The sequence below is a fragment of the Streptomyces sp. SL06 genome (assembly GCF_058244745.1).
This window is the reverse complement of record NZ_JBSYOT010000002.1, coordinates 7,170,790-7,186,921: the sequence shown is the minus strand read 5'-3', so window position 1 is coordinate 7,186,921 and position 16,132 is coordinate 7,170,790. Positions and strand designations below refer to the sequence as shown.

Annotated in this window: 14 protein-coding genes and 1 pseudogene; 6 read left to right on the top strand and 9 right to left on the bottom strand. The window is 71.7% G+C overall.

Going from position 1 to position 16,132, the window contains the following annotated elements; translation table 11 throughout:
- Positions 1–81 precede the first annotated feature (81 nt).
- The 3 genes from AC4IHM_RS32820 to meaB are packed head-to-tail and all read left to right on the top strand — an operon-like array spanning position 82 to position 5,099.
- On the top strand, positions 82–1,893 hold the full coding sequence (locus tag AC4IHM_RS32820; protein WP_490870607.1) for a methylmalonyl-CoA mutase family protein: 1,812 nt from the start codon (positions 82–84) through the stop codon (positions 1,891–1,893).
- Positions 1,893–4,070 carry a methylmalonyl-CoA mutase gene (gene scpA / locus AC4IHM_RS32815; RefSeq protein WP_490870606.1) on the top strand — a complete coding sequence of 726 codons (2,178 nt, stop codon included), beginning with the start codon at positions 1,893–1,895 and terminating at the stop codon, positions 4,068–4,070. The genes AC4IHM_RS32820 and scpA overlap by 1 nt, the downstream gene beginning before the upstream one ends.
- A gap of 12 nt (positions 4,071–4,082) precedes the next feature.
- The gene (gene meaB, locus AC4IHM_RS32810; RefSeq protein WP_490870605.1) at positions 4,083–5,099 is read left to right on the top strand and encodes a methylmalonyl Co-A mutase-associated GTPase MeaB; all 1,017 of its coding nucleotides are present in this window, start codon (positions 4,083–4,085) and stop codon (positions 5,097–5,099) included.
- A 36-nt stretch (positions 5,100–5,135) separates the two neighbouring features.
- Here the strand turns inward: meaB and AC4IHM_RS32805 are convergent, their stop codons facing one another.
- Positions 5,136–5,468, bottom strand: a complete 333-nt coding sequence (locus AC4IHM_RS32805; protein ID WP_490870604.1) for a hypothetical protein — start codon at positions 5,466–5,468, stop codon at positions 5,136–5,138.
- Between the two features lie 167 nt (positions 5,469–5,635).
- Positions 5,636–6,262: pseudogene (locus AC4IHM_RS32800) on the bottom strand (TetR/AcrR family transcriptional regulator).
- Between the two features lie 119 nt (positions 6,263–6,381).
- Here AC4IHM_RS32800 and AC4IHM_RS32795 point away from each other — a divergent pair.
- Positions 6,382–7,035, top strand: coding sequence for a CatB-related O-acetyltransferase (locus AC4IHM_RS32795; RefSeq protein WP_490870603.1), 654 nt, complete (start codon positions 6,382–6,384; stop codon positions 7,033–7,035).
- 47 nt (positions 7,036–7,082) lie between these two features.
- Here the strand turns inward: AC4IHM_RS32795 and AC4IHM_RS32790 are convergent, their stop codons facing one another.
- The 3 genes from AC4IHM_RS32790 to AC4IHM_RS32780 all read right to left on the bottom strand — a co-directional run bounded on the left by AC4IHM_RS32790 (position 7,083) and on the right by AC4IHM_RS32780 (position 9,723).
- Positions 7,083–8,054: a bile acid:sodium symporter gene (locus AC4IHM_RS32790; protein WP_490871002.1), complete on the bottom strand. Its 972-nt coding sequence runs from the start codon at positions 8,052–8,054 to the stop codon at positions 7,083–7,085.
- A 124-nt stretch (positions 8,055–8,178) separates the two neighbouring features.
- Positions 8,179–9,141 carry a quinone oxidoreductase family protein gene (locus AC4IHM_RS32785; RefSeq protein WP_490870602.1) on the bottom strand — a complete coding sequence of 321 codons (963 nt, stop codon included), beginning with the start codon at positions 9,139–9,141 and terminating at the stop codon, positions 8,179–8,181.
- A gap of 126 nt (positions 9,142–9,267) precedes the next feature.
- Positions 9,268–9,723, bottom strand: coding sequence for a MarR family winged helix-turn-helix transcriptional regulator (locus AC4IHM_RS32780; protein ID WP_490870601.1), 456 nt, complete (start codon positions 9,721–9,723; stop codon positions 9,268–9,270).
- Positions 9,724–10,229: 506 nt separating this feature from the next.
- Here AC4IHM_RS32780 and AC4IHM_RS32775 point away from each other — a divergent pair.
- Positions 10,230–11,516, top strand: coding sequence for a cation:proton antiporter (locus AC4IHM_RS32775; RefSeq protein WP_490870600.1), 1,287 nt, complete (start codon positions 10,230–10,232; stop codon positions 11,514–11,516).
- A 9-nt stretch (positions 11,517–11,525) separates the two neighbouring features.
- Positions 11,526–12,308, top strand: coding sequence for a M24 family metallopeptidase (locus AC4IHM_RS32770; RefSeq protein ID WP_490870599.1), 783 nt, complete (start codon positions 11,526–11,528; stop codon positions 12,306–12,308).
- Here AC4IHM_RS32770 and AC4IHM_RS32765 read toward each other — a convergent pair.
- Genes AC4IHM_RS32765 through AC4IHM_RS32750 form a run of 4 tightly spaced genes read right to left on the bottom strand, consistent with a single transcriptional unit; the run spans position 12,259 to position 16,034 of the window.
- The gene (locus tag AC4IHM_RS32765; RefSeq protein ID WP_490870598.1) at positions 12,259–12,897 is read right to left on the bottom strand and encodes a hypothetical protein; all 639 of its coding nucleotides are present in this window, start codon (positions 12,895–12,897) and stop codon (positions 12,259–12,261) included. The two genes, AC4IHM_RS32770 and AC4IHM_RS32765, sit on opposite strands and share 50 nt — an antisense overlap.
- A gap of 4 nt (positions 12,898–12,901) precedes the next feature.
- The gene (locus tag AC4IHM_RS32760) at positions 12,902–13,738 is read right to left on the bottom strand and encodes a carbohydrate ABC transporter permease (RefSeq protein WP_490870597.1); all 837 of its coding nucleotides are present in this window, start codon (positions 13,736–13,738) and stop codon (positions 12,902–12,904) included.
- A complete protein-coding gene (locus tag AC4IHM_RS32755) occupies positions 13,735–14,703 on the bottom strand; it encodes a carbohydrate ABC transporter permease (RefSeq protein WP_490870596.1) in 969 nt (322 codons plus the stop codon). Before AC4IHM_RS32755 ends, AC4IHM_RS32760 begins: the two co-directional genes overlap by 4 nt.
- Positions 14,700–16,034 (bottom strand): ABC transporter substrate-binding protein, encoded by a 1,335-nt coding sequence (locus tag AC4IHM_RS32750; protein ID WP_490870595.1) that lies wholly within the window; start codon positions 16,032–16,034, stop codon positions 14,700–14,702. Before AC4IHM_RS32750 ends, AC4IHM_RS32755 begins: the two co-directional genes overlap by 4 nt.
- Between the last annotated feature and the right edge of the window lie 98 nt (positions 16,035–16,132).

Sequence of the window (16,132 nt, the reverse complement as noted above, 5' to 3'; positions counted from 1 at the left end):
CCCGTGTCACACTCGCGGCGAGAACAAGGTCACAACCGCTTCCTCTGCTGCCGGTCCACCGGCCTGTCCTAACATCCGACCATGACGCTCCTGCCTGACGAAGGACTCGCCCTCGCGGCCGGGTTCCCGCACGCGACACACGAGCAGTGGCAGCGCCTGGTGGCGGGTGTGCTGCGCAAGTCGGGCAGGGAGGTGCCCGACGACGAGGCGGAGGACGCCCTGTCCACCGTGCTGGAGGACGGCCTGCGGGTACGCCCCCTGTACACCGCGCGTGATGTCGCCCCCGACCCCGGTCTTCCGGGCTTCCCGCCCTTCGTGCGCGGCGCCCGCGCGCAGGCCGGCAGCGCGGGCGGGTGGGATGTGCGCCAGCGGCACACGGTGGCCGACGGGGCGTCGGTCCTCGCCGACCTGGAGAACGGCGTCACCTCCCTGTGGCTGGCCGTCGGAGAACCCGCGGGGCTTCCGGTCGCCGCGCTCGATCGCGCCCTCGGCGGCGTCCACCTCGACCTGGCCCCCGTCGTCCTGGACCCGGGCGACGCGTTCGAGGCCGCCGCTCGTGAGCTGCTGCGCCTGTACGAGGCGAGGGGCGTCGGCGCGGACGCCGTGCGCGGCAACCTCGGTGCCGATCCGCTGGGCCACGAGGCCCGCACCGGCCGCTCGTACGACACCGCGCCGGTGACCGAGCTGGCCCGGCTGTGCGCCGTACGCCACCCGGGTCTGCGGGCTCTGACCGTGGACGCGCTGCCGTACCACGAGGCCGGCGGTTCGGCGGCCCAGGAGCTGGGCTGCTCGCTGGCGACGGGCCTGGCCTACCTGCGTGAACTGACCGCGGCGGGACTGGACACGGCTCAGGCCCTGGCCCAGCTGGAGTTCCGGTACGCCGCGACCGCCGACCAGTTCCTGACCATCGCCAAGCTGCGCGCCGCACGCCGGCTGTGGGCGCGGGTGGCCGAGGTCTGCGGGGCGCCGCGCGCGGGCGCGCAGCTCCAGCACGCGGTGACCTCGACGGTGATGATGACGCGCCGCGACCCGTGGGTGAACATGCTGCGCACCACGGTCGCCGCACTGGCCGCCGGGACGGGCGGCGCCGACGCCGTGACCGTGCTGCCCTTCGACCACGCGCTCGGTCTGCCGGACGCGTTCGCGCGCCGTATCGCCCGCAACACCTCCACCATCCTGATCGAGGAGTCGCATCTGGCCCGGGTGATCGACCCGGCGGGCGGCTCCTGGTACGTGGAACGGCTGACCGACGAACTCGCCCATGCCGCCTGGGAGTTCTTCCAGGACATCGAACGGGCGGGTGGGCAGGCCGCCGCCCTGCGCTCCGGGACGGTCGGCGAGCGGCTGGCGCGGACCTGGGCCGTGCGCAGCGCGAAGCTGGCCAAGCGGCGGGAGCCGGTCACCGGGGTCAGCGAGTTCCCGCACCTGGCCGAGAAGCCCGTCCTGCGCGAGCCGGCGCCCGAGCAGCCGGCCGGCGGCCTGCCCCGGGTGCGGCGGGACGAGGCGTTCGAGGCGCTGCGCGCCCGCTCGGACGCCCACCTGGCCGCGACCGGCACCCGGCCCCGGGTCCATCTGACCGCGCTCGGCCCGGCCGCCGCGCACACCGCCCGGCTCACCTTCGCCGCCAACCTCTTCCAGGCCGGCGGCATCGAGCCCGTCACCGAGGGCGGCTTCGCGCAGAGCGGGGCGCGGGAGGCGTGCCTGTGCTCCAGTGACGCGCTGTACGGGGAGCAGGCCGAGTCCACCGCCGCCGCGTTGCGGGAGGCGGGCGCCGAGCACGTGTTCCTCGCGGGCCGTCCGGGACCGTACGCGGGCGTGGACAGCTATGTCTTCGCCGGCTGCGACGCCGTCGCCGTACTCACCGCAGCCCTCGACCGCATGGGAGTGTCCTGATGTCCATCCCCGACTTCTCGGCGATCGAGCTGGGGACGCCGTCCGCCGACGCCTCCCTCGACGAGTGGCGGGCGGCCGTGAAGAGGGCCGCCGACGGTGACGACCTCCTCTGGGAGACGCCGGAGGCCATCGCGGTCAAGCCGCTGTACACCGGGCACGACCTGGAGGGCCTGGACTTCCTGGGCACCTACCCGGGCATCGCGCCGTACCTGCGCGGCCCCTATCCGACGATGTACGTCAACCAGCCCTGGACGATCCGCCAGTACGCGGGGTTCTCCACGGCCGAGGAGTCCAACGCCTTCTACCGCCGCAATCTCGCGGCCGGGCAGAAGGGCCTGTCGGTCGCCTTCGACCTGCCCACCCACCGCGGCTACGACAGCGACCACCCGCGGGTGACCGGCGATGTCGGCATGGCGGGCGTGGCGATCGACTCCATCTACGACATGCGGCAGCTCTTCGACGGCATCCCGCTGGACCGCATGACGGTGTCGATGACGATGAACGGCGCCGTGCTGCCGGTGCTCGCGCTGTACATCGTGGCCGCGGAGGAACAGGGCGTGCCGCCCGAGAAGCTGGCCGGGACCATCCAGAACGACATTCTCAAGGAGTTCATGGTCCGCAACACCTACATCTACCCGCCGAAGCCGTCGATGCGGATCATCTCCGACATCTTCGCCTACACCTCCCGGCGGATGCCCCGCTACAACTCCATCTCCATCTCCGGCTACCACATCCAGGAGGCCGGCGCGACGGCGGACCTGGAGCTGGCGTACACGCTGGCCGACGGGGTCGAGTACATCCGGGCCGGGCGGGAGGCGGGGCTGGACGTGGACGCGTTCGCGCCGCGGCTGTCGTTCTTCTGGGCGATCGGCATGAACTTCTTCATGGAGATCGCCAAGTTGCGGGCGGCCCGGCTGCTGTGGGCCAGGCTGGTCGGGCAGTTCGACCCGAAGAACGCCAAGTCGCTTTCCCTGCGCACCCATTCGCAGACCTCCGGCTGGTCGCTGACGGCGCAGGACGTGTTCAACAACGTCACCCGCACCTGTGTGGAGGCGATGGCGGCCACCCAGGGCCACACCCAGTCGCTGCACACCAACGCGCTCGACGAGGCGCTCGCGCTGCCCACCGACTTCTCCGCCCGCATCGCCCGCAACACCCAACTGCTGCTCCAGCAGGAGTCCGGCACGACCCGCGTCATCGACCCGTGGGGCGGCAGCGCCTACGTGGAGCGGCTGACGTACGACCTCGCGCGCCGCGCCTGGCAGCACATCCAGGAGGTGGAGCAGGCGGGCGGCATGGCGCAGGCCATCGACGCGGGCATCCCCAAGCTGCGGGTGGAGGAGGCCGCCGCCCGCACCCAGGCGCGCATCGACTCCGGGCGGCAGCCGGTGATCGGCGTGAACAAGTACCGGGTGGAGACCGACGAGCAGATCGACGTGCTCAAGGTCGACAACTCCTCGGTGCGCGAGCGGCAGATCGCCAAGCTGCGGCGGCTGCGCGAGGAGCGGGACGAGACCGCGTGCCGCGACGCGCTCGACGCGCTGACCCGGGCCGCCGGCGGTGCGGGCAACCTGCTGGAGCTGGCGGTGCGGGCGGCTCGCGCGAAGGCGACCGTCGGGGAGATCAGCGACGCGCTGGAGAAGGTGTACGGGCGGCACGCGGGGCAGATCCGTACGATCTCCGGTGTGTACCGCAACGAGACGGGCGAGTCGCCGGCCGTGGAGCGCACCCGGGCGGTGGTGGACGCCTTCGCCGATGCCGAGGGCCGCCGGCCGCGGATCCTGGTCGCCAAGATGGGCCAGGACGGCCACGACCGAGGTCAGAAGGTGATCGCCACCGCCTTCGCCGACCTCGGTTTCGACGTGGATGTCGGCCCGCTGTTCCAGACCCCGGGCGAGGTGGCCCGTCAGGCGGTCGAGGCGGACGTGCACATCGTCGGGGTGTCGTCCCTGGCCGCCGGGCATCTCACGCTCGTCCCGGCGCTGCGCGAGGCGCTCGCCGAGGAGGGGCGGGAGGACATCATGGTCGTCGTCGGCGGGGTGATCCCGCCGCAGGACGTGCCGACGCTGCTGGAGATGGGCGCGGCGGCGGTGTTCCCGCCCGGCACGGTGATCCCGGACGCGGCGCGCGACCTGGTGGAACGGCTCGCGGCCGGGCTCGGCCACGACGAGCTGTGAGCCGGTGACGTGATGGCCCTCGAACTCGACGCGTACGTCAAGGGCGTCCTGGACGGCAGGCGTGCGGTGATCGCCCGCGCGATCACTCTCGTGGAGTCCACCCGGCCCCAGCACCGGTCTCTGGCCCAGCAGTTGCTGACCGAGCTGCTGCCGCACAGCGGCAGGGCGCGGCGGATCGGGATCAGCGGTGTGCCGGGTGTGGGCAAGTCGACGTTCATCGACGCCTTCGGCACGATGCTGACCGGGCTCGGCCACCGGGTCGCGGTCCTCGCCGTCGACCCGTCCTCGAGCCGGACGGGCGGTTCGATCCTCGGCGACAAGACGCGCATGGAACGCCTGGCCGTCGACCCGGCGGCGTTCGTGCGCCCCTCCCCCACCGCGGGGACGCTCGGCGGGGTCGCGAAGGCGACCCGTGAGTCGATGGTGGTGATGGAGGCCGCCGGCTACGACGTGGTGCTGGTCGAGACGGTCGGTGTCGGCCAGTCCGAGACGACCGTCGCCGACATGGTGGACTCCTTCCTGTTGCTCACCCTGGCCCGCACCGGCGACCAGTTGCAGGGCATCAAGAAGGGCGTCCTTGAGCTGGCGGACGTGATCGCCGTCAACAAGGCAGACGGCCCGCACGAACGCGACGCCCGTACGGCCGCCCGTGAACTGGCGGGCGCACTGCGGCTCATGCACGGCAAGGACGCCTTCTGGACTCCGCCGGTGCTCAGTTGCAGCGCACGCGAGTCGACCGCGCTGGACACCGTCTGGGAGCGCCTGGAGCAGCACCGCACGCTGCTGGACTCCACCGGCCGGCTCGCCGCCAAGCGCCGCACCCAGCAGGTCGACTGGGTCTGGGCCATGGTCCGCGACGAACTGCTGGGCCGCCTGCATGCCGACCCGGCCGTCCGGTCTCTCGCCCCGGGGCTCGAACAGCGGGTGAGGGAGGGCGGGTTGACGGCGACGCTGGCAGCGGAACGCATCCTGGACGCCTTCACGCGCGGCACAGGCGATCCCGCGCCGCCCAGGGGTCCGTTCGGCTGATGCGGGGCGGAGCGGGGGAAACGCCACATGGTCCCGTCAACCGTGGTTGCGAAAGACAAGCAGATAGCGCCAGAGGAGGAGCCTGCGGACGCGGCATCCGGGCAGCAGCACCGCGGCTTCCCGGCGGATCTCGGCCAGGGGCACGGCCGGCTCTCTCACCGGCGCCCTCACCTCTTCCCGAGGCGCCGCGGCCAGGCTCCAGGCCCGGTCGAGCAGGGTCTTCTCCGGACAGCACCCCAGGATCACGAGGACCCCGCCGGGCGCGAGCGCGTCACGCAGGGCGCCGACGGTGTGGAACGGCATGTGGTGGATGCCGGCGAGGCACAAGATGAAGTCGTAGTGCGCCTGGGAAAGTTCGACTTCGGTCACGTCCGCCGACGCGCGAACCGGCCGGTCCCGCACCCCACGTCCAGTGCCGTACCGCGGTTTTGCGGCACCTGGCGCAGCAGCAGGCGGTGATAGTGGTCGTTGTGATCAAAAGGCATGGCTCCGACCCTGTCACCTCGCGGCTCGCGTTCGCTCCCCCGTCTTCTCGCTCACGCGCTCTCTTCCCGGCGGACACAGAAGGCACCCGCGGCAGCCGCCAGGACCGCCGCCTCCGCGGCCCGTTCCGCAAGCCGCGGGTCGGGATCGGCACGCAGGAGCACCAGTTGGTGGTAGAGCGGCGCCGTGGAGGCGATCGGCAGGCTCCGCGCGTCCGTGTGCGGTGCGGGGAGTTCACCGCGCCCGGCGGCGCGCTCGACGAAGATCTCGCACTGGGCGTACCGGTCCGTCCACAACCGCGTCTGGGCCCGCGCGGCCTGTTCGGAGTGGAACGAGGCGGCCATCAGGGTGGCGGCGAACGACGGCCGTACGACCAGGGACTCCTGGATCTCCTGGTTGAGGGCCGTCAGATCCCCGCGCAGCGAGCCGGTGTCCGGCGGCTGCCAGTCGGTCTCGCCCGCGGCGGCGATGACGTTGACGAGCAGGCCGCCGACATCGCGCCAACGCCGGTAGACCGTGGCGCGGTGCACTCCGGCCCGCGTCGCGACGTCCTCCATCGTGAGTCCTTCGTGGCCGCGCTAGGTGAGTTCGGCGCGCACCGCGGCGAGGACCTGGGCGCGGACGCGGGCGGTGCGACCGCCCGGACGGCGGTCCGCTGTCGTGTCCAGTGGGTCGGTCATCGGCAATCAGTATCCGGTTGATGAGGGCGCCAGGGCCGTGCCGGCATCCTGACGCGACAGCCGTCGCCATAAGCTCACCGGAACTCACCGGAACCCGCTGGAGAGGAACCGCCGCCACGATGCCGCCCGTTCCACCCGACCCCACCGTGCTGCACCCGATGCCCGAGCACCCGCGTGTGGTTCTGCTCAGGCCGCTGGTGAAGTCGCCGCTGATCGAGGTCGGTGACTTCTCCTACTACGACGATCCGGACGACCCGACCGCGTTCGAGACACGCAACGTCCTGTACCACTACGGTCCCGAGCGGCTTGTCATCGGCAAGTACTGCGCGCTGGGGACGGGCACCCGGTTCATCATGAACGGCGCCAACCACCGCATGGACGGTCCCTCCACCTTCCCGTTCCCCACCATGGGAGGCTCCTGGGCGGAGCACTTCGACCTGATCACCGGCCTGCCCGGCCGGGGTGACACGGTCGTCGGCAACGACGTGTGGTTCGGCCACGGTGCCACGGTCATGCCCGGTGTGCGCATCGGCCACGGCGCGATCGTCGCCGCCGGCGCCGTGGTCACCCGCGATGTCCCCGACTACGGCGTCGTCGGCGGCAACCCCGCCCGGCTCGTCCGCACCCGCTACGACGCCGCGGACATCGCCCGGCTCCTCGCCGTGGCGTGGTGGGACTGGCCCGTGCAGCACATCACCGGGCAGGTACGGACGATCATGTCGGGGACCGTCACCGAACTGGAGGAGGCCGCCGCCCAGGCCGACCGGCCCTGACACCGCGTCCTCGCCACCCCGACCGCACCCGGCCCGCGCCGGATTCGTCAGTGCGCGGCGGGCTCGGGCGCGACCGGCTCCGGGGCGGGAACAAGACGGGGTACGAGGCGGACGTAGGTGACCATGCCGAGGACTTCGACGAGAGTCTGGGTGACCACGACGACCGCCGCGACCTCCAGGCCCGCGGGCAGGGCGAGCGCGAGAGGCAGGACGACGAGGGAGTTGCGGGTCGCGCCGGTGAAGACGATCGCCCGGCTGCCGGGGGCGTCGAGGCGGAACAGCCCGGCGACGGCCTTCCCGGCGAACGCCATGACGACCAGGAACACGGCGTAGAAGGGGATGACGGCGGCGACGTTGGTCAGGCTGTCGCCGAGGTTGGGGACCTGCGAGGCGACCACGGTGATCAGGGTCGCGGCCATCAGCGGGACCATCGTGGTGGTCGCCGCCTCGGAGACCTTCCGTCCGGCCGGGCGGCGCGCGGCCCACGCCTGGAGGGCCCAGGCCAGCATCAGGGGAATGACGATCAGGACCAGGAAGGCTTCGACGAACGGGCGGATCTCGACGATGTCGGCCAGGTCGGAGCCCATGAACAGGTACAGGAAGCCGGGCAGCAGGAGCATCTGCGCGACCAGCAGGAGCGGGGTGGCCGCGAGCAGGCGGCGGCTGGAGCCTCCGGCGAGTCCGGAGAAGACGATCACGTAGTCGACGCACGGGCACAACAGCACCAGCAGGACCCCGACGCGCAGGGCCTGGTCGGCGGGCAGGAACGTGAACATCGCCGCGACGACGAGCGGCACCACCACGAAGTTCACCACCAGGGCGGCGGACAGGAACCGGCCGTCGCGCAGTGAGCGCAGCAGTTCGGCGGCCGGGACCTGGAGGAAGGTGACGAACAGCAACGCGCCGAGGACGGGGGTGATGGCGTGTTCCAGGCCGGGGCCGACGGCCGGGGCCAGCCGGCCGAGCAGTCCTCCGGCGGCCATCGCCACGAGGTAGATCGCGACCTGGTGGTGTTCCATCCACTCGACCGGGCCCTGCGGTCCTTGCTTCGACACTCTGGCTGCTCCCTCGGAACTCGTACCCGCCGCCGGTGGCGGACACCGCCCCATCCTCACAGGTCGCGCCGCCGGCCCGGTCACCGCCTCAGTCGTTGGTCAGGACGATGCGCCGGCTGGGCGAGACGTGCATGCCCCAGGCCTCCTCCACCTGCCGCAGCGGCATGGGCACCGGCTCGCCGGTCAGTGCGCCGGTGCTGATCTCGTGGGCGAGGGCGGGCAGTTCGGCCAGGATGGCGCGGGTGCCGACGGAACCCTGGCCGCTGCCGAGGAGGTTGAGATTGCCCGCCCGCAGATAGGCCGAGGGAAGCGTGATCTCCTGGCCTGCCACGGAACCGATCTGGACCCAGTGCAGCGCCTTCGAACGGTCGGTGCGGGCCTTGAGGATGGCCGGGACGGCCTGTTCGGTGGGCCGTCCCCAAAGGTAGTCGACGACGACGTTGACATCGCCGGCCTCACGGCCGAGCGTGGTCGCGATCTCCTCGTCGCCGCCGTCGAGGGAAACCACGGCGTCGGCGCCGAGGCCCTCAAGGAGGTCCAGGCGCTCACGCGAGCGGCCCGCCCCAACTACGCGGGCGGCGCCCAGGCGTTTGGCGATCTGCACGGCGAGGCGTCCGGCGTTTCCGGTCGCGCCCATCACCAGCACGCTGCCGCCCGGCTGGAAGTCCAGCCGGCTGCGCAGGGCCACCCAGGACGACATCCCGGGGTTCATCAACGCCGCGACCGCGAAGGGGTCGGTGTCCACGGGCAGGGCGATGGCGCGCCTGCGGTCGACGACCGCCTTCTCGGCCATGGTGCCCACGGCCCCGTCGGTGGCGACGAAGTACAGCAGTTCCCCGTCGCTCGTACGGCCCACCGCGTCCGTGCCGGGGACCATCGGCAGCGTGCCGTCGGAGGTGTAGTGGGAACCGTCGGCCGCGGACCGCACCCGTGGGTGCAGCCCGGCAGCCACGACATCGACGAGGATCTCGTGTTCGCCCCGCGGGCGGGGGGTCTCGAAGGTCTCGAAGCGGGGCGGAGCGTCGAAGGATCGGACAACGGCCGCGTACATGCGCGTCTCCCGTCTGGACCGGCACGACTCATTTAGTACGTGCCACGTACTACATTCGAAGATAGTTCGTGCCGCGTACCAAGTCAAACAGGGCGGTTGCCCGGCGCCGCAGGCCACGGGACCGGGTCAGCCGGCGTCACCGGTGGCGAGGATCTCGGAGACCCGGCTCACGAGCTGCCGGCGCGCGCGCTCCGGCAACGGGGCGACGAGCCCGTCGATCTCCCGCTCGACATCACGCGCACAGGCGTTGACCAGGTCCCGGCCATGGGCGGTGAGGCCTACGGTGACGGACCGCCCGTCGCGCGGGTCCCGGGCCCGCCGGACGAGGCCGCGCTTCTCCGCCCGGGTGACGAGCCCGGTCATGGACGACTTGTCCAGCCCGAGGTGACCGGCCAGGGCGAGCATGCTCGGCTCGCGGTCGCGCAGCACTCCCAGCATCCGGATCTGCACCACGGACAGGTCGTGGTCGGCGCCGATCCTGCCGAGGATCCGGTGCACACGGAAGGACAGCTGAACGAGGGCGTCGACTACGGCGTTCGCCGGGACGACGCCGGTCTCCCGCGCCGGTTGTGTGCTGGTCATGCGACCACTGTAGCCAGTAGTGCGTGACACGAACCACCCCGGCGGGCGGCCCCTGCCGAGCAGGGCGCGTCGAGCCCGAGGACGATGCGACCGAACCCGGCGCCGATCGCCGCGCGGCCGACGCGGCGGGTGTCACGGGGGCGGTCGTGCACGCCCTCGCGCACCCGCGCCGGCCGTTCAACACCGCGGATCACAGCGCGAGTCGACCGCCCGACCACGGCAGCCCGGAGTCGGCCGAGGCCACTGGTCCTGGCCCTCACTCGAACACGTCGGCCGTGTATCCTCCGGGGAGCCCGAGTTCGGCGAGTTGTTCGGTACCGGTGTGGTCACGGAGGTGACGCAGGGCATGAACGAGATCCGAGCCCGCGTGTACGGGGGCCTCGGCCGGCCCCTGCCGGCGGCGCACGACGCCGTCCGGTCACCGCTCGCGGAACCGGTCGTATGACGTTGGCAACCCCGTTACTCACCCGGGAGGCGCTCGGCCCGTCCGACGGGCGGGAGCGGCAGTGAACACCGAGCGGATCGCCGCGAGCGTCCTCGCCGCCACCGGAGTGATCGTGGCGCTCGCCGCCCTTCTCTCCCTGCTCGCCCGGCGGTTGGGACAGCCGCCGGTCATCGGCCAGGTGCTGGCCGGGATCCTGCTGGGCCCGAGTGTGCTGGGTCAGCTTCCGTCCGACCCGAGTTCGCTGCTCGTGCCGGACGAGACACTCCCGTATCTCGGAGTGCTGGGGCAGGTGGCGCTCGTCCTGTTCATGTTCTCCGTCGGCTGCGAACTGGACACGTCCCTGCTGCGCCGCCAGGGTCGTACGGTCACCACGGTCTCCGTCGCCGCCCTGGCCGTGCCCCTGGCTTCGGGCGCGGCCGTCGGCTGGCTCGCCGTACGGGCGGGAACAGCGCCGGAGGGAACCTCGGACGGCTGGGCGTTCCCCCTCTACCTCGCGGTCGCCCTCTCCATCACGGCCATGCCCGTCCTCGCGAGCATCATCCGGGACCACGGGCTCTCCGGGACCGTGCCCGGCACCGTGGCCACCGCCTCCGCGGCGCTGACCGATGTCGTCGGGTGGCTGCTGCTGGCGGGCGTCGTCGCACTCGCCGGGCACGGAGGCCATTCGCCGGCCGTGGTGCTCGGTCTGCTCGCCTGCTATCTGCTGGCCATGCTGGCGGTGGCCCGCCCCGTGCTGCGCCGCACGTCCGTCATCCCGGACGGGCTGCGGGACGGACCGCTGATCGCGGTGGCCCTGCTGTCCGGGTGGGCCACCAGCATGCTCGGGCTGCACGCCGTGTTCGGCGCCTTCCTGGCCGGGCTGCTGATGCCGCGCCGCTCCGACGGAACGCCCGACCCCGCGTTGGTGGCGTGGTCGGAACGCGTGGGCGGCCTGCTCCTGCCCGTCTTCTTCATCAGCACCGGCTGGTCCGTGCACATCGACGGCCTGGGCGCCGGGGATCTCCTGCTCCTGGGCGCGCTGCTCGTGGTCGCGATCGCCGCCAAACTCGGCGGTTGCACGCTCGCCGCGCGGCTCGGCGGCCGGACGTGGCACGAGAGCATGCTCATCGGGTCGTTGATGAACACCCGCGGCCTCACCGAACTCATCGCCCTCAACGTCGGCAAACAGGCGGGCCTGCTCGACGACCGCTGGTACGCGCTGCTGGTCGTCATGGCACTCGTCACGACCGCGATGACCGGCCCGCTGCTGACCCTGCTGCGCCGCACCGAAGGCCCAGGCGGGCGGCTCCCCGCGCGCCGGACGGCAGACGTGCGCAATCCCGTTGCCGCAGACGATCCGGGTGGTTAGCTTTGCGCCATGGCGGACGACGAACCCACGCGCGCGGCGCGACTGCTGGATGCCCAGGCGAAGGCCGAGCGTCTCTTCGCTCAGATCGAGGAGCGCGGGCTCATCGCGCCGGGCCAGGGAGAACGAGCGGTCAGCGACCGGGTCCGGGACCTGGCCAACGACCTGTTCGGCACCACCCGGCACTGGCACAAGCGGATCGTGCGCTCCGGCCCGAACACGCTCAAGCCGTACCGGGAGAACCCCCCTGACCGGGTCATCGGCACGGACGACATCGTGTTCGCGGACTTCGGACCGATCTTCGAGGAGTACGAGGCCGACTTCGGCCGCACCTTCGTCCTCGGCGACGACCCGGTCAAGCACCGGCTCCGGGACGACCTTCCGAAGATCTTCGCCGCGGGGCGCCGCTTCTTCGACGCCGACCCGGACATCACGGGGAAGCAGTTGTACGCCGAGGTGGAGCGGCTGGCCGTCGACGCCGGCTGGGAGCTGGGCGGCTGGCACGCCGGCCATCTGGTCGGTGAGTTCCCGCACGAGAAGATCGACGGCGCGGACACGGACTCCTACATCGTCCCGGCCAACGACGGCCCGCTGCGCCGCACCGACAAGGCCGGCCGCACCTGCCACTGGATCCTGGAGATCCATCTCATCGACCGGGAGCGGGAGTTCGGGGGCTTCTACGAGGAGCTGCTCACCCTCGGCCGACCGGTCGGGCCCGCTACGCGGCAGGCACGGGCGCGCACTCCTACTCGGTCGGCAGGTGAACCTCGCAGGGTGCCGCCCGCTCGCGGGTGAAGCGCAGGTCCACGACGGTCGCCGCGAAGGCCAGCGGGCCGGGGAGCAGCGGGATCAGCAGGGGTGTCGACCACGCGAGGAGCGCGGCCGTCACCACCGCTCCGGCCAGCAGCAGGGTGCCGCGTGGGCCGGCGACCGAGCGCAGCAGGCCCTCGCGCGGGGACAGCCGGTGCGGTGCCGGCAGCGCGGTCGTGCGCAGTGCCACCACCGCGAGACCGAGGGTGAGCAGCACCAGCGCGGGGGCGATGACGCCCGCGCCGGGCAGCGCGCCGCGCGCCGGCGCCGAGTCGACCAGCAGGACGGCGACGAGGAGCGGCGCGGCCAGCCCGCCGGCGAGGGAGCCCGGGGTCAGACAGGCCCGAAACCGGCCCGCGAACCCGCCGGCCGTGACCGGCGCTCCGTCCTGCGCCGCCCCGCGCAGGGTCGCCGAGGCGGCGGCGAAGGCGGCCGGTGCCGTGACGACGGGCAGGCAGGCGACGCCGGTGAGCAGGCCCACAAGCAGCATGTCGGCGAAGAGGGTGAAGCCGGCCGAGAAGACCTCTCCGGGTTCCCGGCGGTCGGCAGGCGGAAGAGCGGTTGTCCGCGTCATGGTGTCAGCCCTTCAGTCCGGAGGTCGCCATGCCCTGCACCAGGTAGCGCTGGAAGACGAAGAAGAACAGCACGATCGGCAGCACGGAGATCACGGACATCGCGAACATGGGACCGTAGGCGGAGGTGCTGGACTGGTCGACGAAGCTGCGCAGGGCCAGAGTGATGGTGGACTTCTCCGGGGCGAACAGGTAGATCATCTGCGTGAAGAAGTCGTTCCAGGTCCAGATGAACGTGAAGATCGCCGTGGTGATCAGCGACGGACGGCTGAGCGGCAGCGTGAGCGACCAGTAGGTGCGAAACGCCCCGCAGCCGTCGATGCGGGCGGACTCCTCCAGCTCACGCGGCAGACCGCGCATGAACTGGACGATGAGGAAGACGAAGAACGCCTCGGTGGCCAGGAACTTGGGCAGGATCAGCGGCCAGTAGGTGTCGACCATGCCGAGCCGGTTGAAGATGATGTACTGCGGGATCAGCACGACGTGGTGCGGCAGCATCAGCGTCGCGACCATGAACGCGAACATCGCCTTGCGCATCCTGAAGCGCAGCCGGGCGAACGCGTAGGCGGCCAGCGAGCAGGACACCACGTTGCCGACGACGGCGCCGCCCGCGATCAGCAGCGAGTTCCCGAGCAGCCGGCTCACGGGGACCCCGGACACACCGTCGAGGGCCGTCGTGTAGTTCGACCACTCCAGGTGGCTGGGCCACAGGTCGAGGCTGGTCACCACCTCGTCGGCCGGCTTGAGCGAGGTGGCGAGCAGCCAGGCCAGGGGGTACAGCAGGACGAGCAGTCCCACGACGGCGAGCGTGTGCGGCAGCCAGCGCCTGGCGGTGAGGTTCATCGTCCCTCCTCGTCCGCGTAGAAGACCCAGGACCGGGACGTCCGGAACAGGATCAGGGTGATGACGCCGATGGCGATGAGCAGCAGCCAGGCCATGGCCGCCGCGTAGCCCATGTGGGAGGCGGTGAAGCCGCGTTCGTAGAGGTAGAGCGTGTAGAACATGGTCGAGTCGGCGGGACCGCCGTTGCCGCCGCTGACCGCGAAGGCCGGGGTGAACACCTGGAAGGACTGGATCATCTCCAGCACCAGGTTGAAGAAGACGACCGGGGACAGCATCGGCACCGTGACGGAGACGAACTGCCGCCGGCGTCCCGCGCCGTCCAGCGCCGCCGCCTCGTACAGCTCGGGCGAGATCTGCTGGAGCCCGGCGAGGAAGATCACCATCGGTGCGCCGAACTGCCACACGGTCAGCAGGACGATGACGTACACGGCGAGGTCCGGGTTGCCGACCCAGCCGCCGATGTCGATGCCGACGGCGCTCAGGAGGTTGGGGACCGAGCCGCCGTCGTTGAACAGCGCGCGCCACACCAGCGCAATCGACATGCTCGCCCCGAGCAGCGAGGGCGCGTAGAAGGCGGAGCGGTAGAAGGCGCGACCGCGGCCGAGGTTCTTCAGGAGCATCGCCGCGCCGAGCGCGAGGATCAGCTTGAGCGGCACGGCGACCACGACGTACAGCAGCGTGGTGCCGACCGAGCGCCAGAACCGGGGGTCGTCGGTGAGCATGTCGGTGTAGTTGCGCAGGCCCACCCAGTGCGGCGGGTCGAACAGGTTGTAGTCGGTGAACGACAGGTACAGCGACACGGCCATCGGCACCAGGGTCAGCACGGCCGCGCCGAGCATCCACGGGGTGAGGAACACGTAGGCGGGCAACTGCCGTTCACGGCGGCCGCGGCGGCGCTTGGCCGGCGGTCGCGGTTGTGTCGTGCGGTGGGCGCGTGTGGGCGCCCCGGTCGACACCGTGCTCATGGCCTCAGCTCCCGGTCGGCCTCTTCGACGAGTTCGCGCGCTGCCCGGCGCGGGGAGGCCAGTTCGTACATCACGCGCTGGTAGGCGCGGTTGAAGGCGGTCTGGATGGCGACGTCGCCGCGTGGCGGGGCGGTGGGCGGGCCGTCCAGACCGTACTTCTCCATCTTCCGCGCGTACTCGTAGATCTCCCGCTCCGGCCCTTCGAGCGTCTTGGCGACGCGGGCGGCGATCGTGCGGTTGGGGGGTGTGGAACGGGTGAAGCCGAGGATGTCGCCGGCCCGTTCGTCGTTGAGGAGGAAGTCGACCAGCGCGGTCGCCTCCTTGGGATGGCCGCTGTTCGCACCGACGCCCAGGAGCATCGAGGGTTTGAAGTAGGCGCCCTGGCGCCCGTCGGTGGTGGGTACCGGCGCGAAGTGGACGTGGTCGCCGAGGAGTGCGGTGTACCCGGGGAACGGCGCGTCCCAGGTGAAGTCGGCGGCGGCGAGCCCGCGGCCCATGGGGGTCATCTCGGTGGTGTTGGCCTGCACGGTGTCCTGGGCGGCGGCGACGGCGCCTTCCCTGCGCAGCCTGTCGCAGAACGTCCAGAACTCGGTGAGGTCGTCCTCGGTGAAGCCCAGTTTCGTCTGGCTCGCGTAGAGCTGTCCGCCGCGGCCTCGCAGCCAGTCCTCGAAGATGTCCTCGTTGACACCATTGTCGTTGGCGCCCGCCACGGCCCGTCCGTCGGGCGATTTCAGGCCCAGGGCGGCGATCTTCCGGTTGGCCTCGGCCCATTCCTCCCAGGTCCAGTCGGGCCGGGGGGTGGGGATGCCGGCCTGTGCGTAGATCGTGGAGTCGTAGGCGTAGCCGGTGATGCCCCGGCCCATCGGCAGGGCGTACTGCCTGCCCTCGTAGGTGCCCGTGCGCAGGAAGTCCTCGTCCATCTCAAAGGTGCGGGCCGTGCCGTCCGCGACCGCGTCGTCCAGTGGCAGGAGGGCTCCGCCGCCGGCGTACTGGGAGATCTGTCGGTAGTCGAGCTGGGCCACGTCCGGGATGCCGCCGCCGGCCGCCTGGGTGGCGAGCTTCTGCATGTACGAGCCGAAGTCGGCGTTCGACGTGCGGACGGTGATGCCGGGGTGCTCCTTCTCGAAGAGCCGTACGGCCCTTTCGGTGCGCTCGGCACGGTCGTCGTTGCCCCACCAGGAGAAGGTGAGGGTGACTCCGCCGGACGACACGTCGCCGGTAGCGGAACACGCGCCGAGCGATGCCGTCAGCGCGGTGCTGAGACCGACGGCGGCGGCCAGGACGGCCCGGCGGCTCGGGAGTGGGCGCCGGCCGCTTCGTGGCTCGGGCATGGGGGCCTCCCAGGGGTGCGTGGATGGGGGCTGAGGCTCGGGGCGGGCGCCTCCCGTTCCGGAGAGGAGAAGAGAAGAGAGGGAGAGGGGGAGGCCGA

What these genes read in the sequence shown, in the direction of transcription:
- AC4IHM_RS32820 (WP_490870607.1), top strand. Translation starts at nt 82, where the DNA reads ATGACGCTCCTGCCTGACGAAGGACTCGCCCTCGCGGCCGGGTTCCCG.
- AC4IHM_RS32755 (WP_490870596.1), bottom strand. Translation starts at nt 14,703, where the DNA reads ATGAGCACGGTGTCGACCGGGGCGCCCACACGCGCCCACCGCACGACA.
- meaB (WP_490870605.1), top strand. Translation starts at nt 4,083, where the DNA reads ATGGCCCTCGAACTCGACGCGTACGTCAAGGGCGTCCTGGACGGCAGG.
- AC4IHM_RS32780 (WP_490870601.1), bottom strand. Translation starts at nt 9,723, where the DNA reads ATGACCAGCACACAACCGGCGCGGGAGACCGGCGTCGTCCCGGCGAAC.
- AC4IHM_RS32785 (WP_490870602.1), bottom strand. Translation starts at nt 9,141, where the DNA reads ATGTACGCGGCCGTTGTCCGATCCTTCGACGCTCCGCCCCGCTTCGAG.
- AC4IHM_RS32750 (WP_490870595.1), bottom strand. Translation starts at nt 16,034, where the DNA reads ATGCCCGAGCCACGAAGCGGCCGGCGCCCACTCCCGAGCCGCCGGGCC.
- AC4IHM_RS32765 (WP_490870598.1), bottom strand. Translation starts at nt 12,897, where the DNA reads ATGACGCGGACAACCGCTCTTCCGCCTGCCGACCGCCGGGAACCCGGA.
- AC4IHM_RS32795 (WP_490870603.1), top strand. Translation starts at nt 6,382, where the DNA reads ATGCCGCCCGTTCCACCCGACCCCACCGTGCTGCACCCGATGCCCGAG.
- AC4IHM_RS32790 (WP_490871002.1), bottom strand. Translation starts at nt 8,054, where the DNA reads ATGGAACACCACCAGGTCGCGATCTACCTCGTGGCGATGGCCGCCGGA.
- AC4IHM_RS32770 (WP_490870599.1), top strand. Translation starts at nt 11,526, where the DNA reads ATGGCGGACGACGAACCCACGCGCGCGGCGCGACTGCTGGATGCCCAG.
- scpA (WP_490870606.1), top strand. Translation starts at nt 1,893, where the DNA reads ATGTCCATCCCCGACTTCTCGGCGATCGAGCTGGGGACGCCGTCCGCC.
- AC4IHM_RS32760 (WP_490870597.1), bottom strand. Translation starts at nt 13,738, where the DNA reads ATGAACCTCACCGCCAGGCGCTGGCTGCCGCACACGCTCGCCGTCGTG.